The sequence below is a fragment of the Caulobacter radicis genome (assembly GCF_003094615.1).
In the GTDB taxonomy this organism is placed as follows: domain Bacteria; phylum Pseudomonadota; class Alphaproteobacteria; order Caulobacterales; family Caulobacteraceae; genus Caulobacter; species Caulobacter radicis.
Genome location: NZ_QDKO01000031.1, coordinates 1 through 1,413, shown reverse-complemented (window position 1 = coordinate 1,413; position 1,413 = coordinate 1). Strand labels below are relative to the sequence as shown.

The 1,413-nt window shown below is 69.1% G+C and carries 1 protein-coding gene; it reads right to left on the bottom strand.

Annotated elements, in window-relative coordinates; translation table 11 throughout:
• The coding region (locus DDF62_RS17770) for a GcrA family cell cycle regulator (RefSeq protein ID WP_279629670.1) at positions 1-303 on the bottom strand (303 nt) is incomplete at its 3' end.
• Positions 304-1,413: the final 1,110 nt, after the last annotated feature.

The window sequence follows — 1,413 nt, the reverse complement described above, 5'->3', positions numbered from 1 at the left end:
CGCTGGGGCCCCGCCGGAGGGCGGCGGCGGGGGAGGGGAGGGGGCCTTGCGCCGGAGCCGGGGCCGCGCCGACAGGCGCGCGCGCCGCCCCGGGGCGGACGGCGACCCGCCGCCGGCCAGGCCCAGGCGGTGGATCTTGCCGATCACGGCGTTGCGGCTCACCGCTCCTAGGGCCTGGGCGATCTGGCGGGCGCTCAGCCCCTGCGCCAGGAGCGCTTTGAGGCGCGCCACCCGGACCTCGGACCAGCCGCCGACAGCGGGCAAAGCCCCCTCGGACACAGACGATTTCACAACAGAAGACATGGTCGACGCTCACTCTGCGCGCCCCATCGGCGCGCCCGCCGCGTCCCTGGCTCCGCCTTCCGCAACCCCCAGGAATTGGGGGATTGCCCCAGCCGCCGCCGCAACCTAGCGTGACGTCCGTCGGGAACCCGACTGTCAGCGCTCCGCCTCGCGAGCCTGATCCCGCCGTCGCCGAGCGACGGCCAAACTATCGGCCCTGCCGGGTGGTCGGCGCTATGTCCAAGCCTTCGGGCCAAAGGCGCCGGCGCGCGTGGTTCACGCGTTCTCAACGCCCGGCTTCCGCTCATGCCCGCGCCTTGAGCCGCCAGGGTCAGGTCGTCCCAGCGCCAGACCAGGCGATAGCGATCGGCCGCCGACAGCGGCAGCTGCGCCAGGGCCGCGGGCCATGTGGAAAGCGCGCGCTATACAGTGATCTCGTTTAGGGATCAGAGACCGCCAGACGCTCACCTGCTCCAAGGGCCTCTAGACCCAGGGAAGATTGCGATAGAACGTCGCCACCAGCATCAACCGCTCCTCGAATGGCGGCAATTGACGACGACATAAGTAACGGCCATCTAGCTTCACCAAACGCTCCTCGCTTCCACGACCCGGTATGGGCCTGGGCGCTGGAGGCAAGAGTGCAAATCTGCGTCTGGAATGGCAGTGGCGATCACGGCGTGGCCGCCGCCGCCTGGAGCCTTCGCAAGTTGACCGACGCTTAGCCACCAGCCAGGACGGCTCGGTTCCGCCAAGGCGACTTGCGGATATCCGTGACTTAAGGGCGCTCCCCGACCCGCCCATCTTCCACATCCAGCGGCGGAGGGCCGCCGAGCGCATCGCCCCTTCGGGCTGCATGCAGCCGGCGGATCGAACAGCTGTCGCCACGATCGGCGTCCAGCCCGGCCATTGCCGCAAACAGCCGGTGGGTGGGTCTGCTAGGGGTGGGTAGCGGTCCTCAGCACCGACGCGAGATGCCGACATGCCAAGTCGCCAGTCTAGAGCCGAGCCGATGACGGCTCCCGACCGAGGCTGTGTGAAAACTCGGCGGATCAGCTAGACTCCTGACGAGCAGTCGGGAGGTGCGCATGAGCCGCTTCGTTGAAGGTGTTGATCGCCGGCAGCCGACGCTTC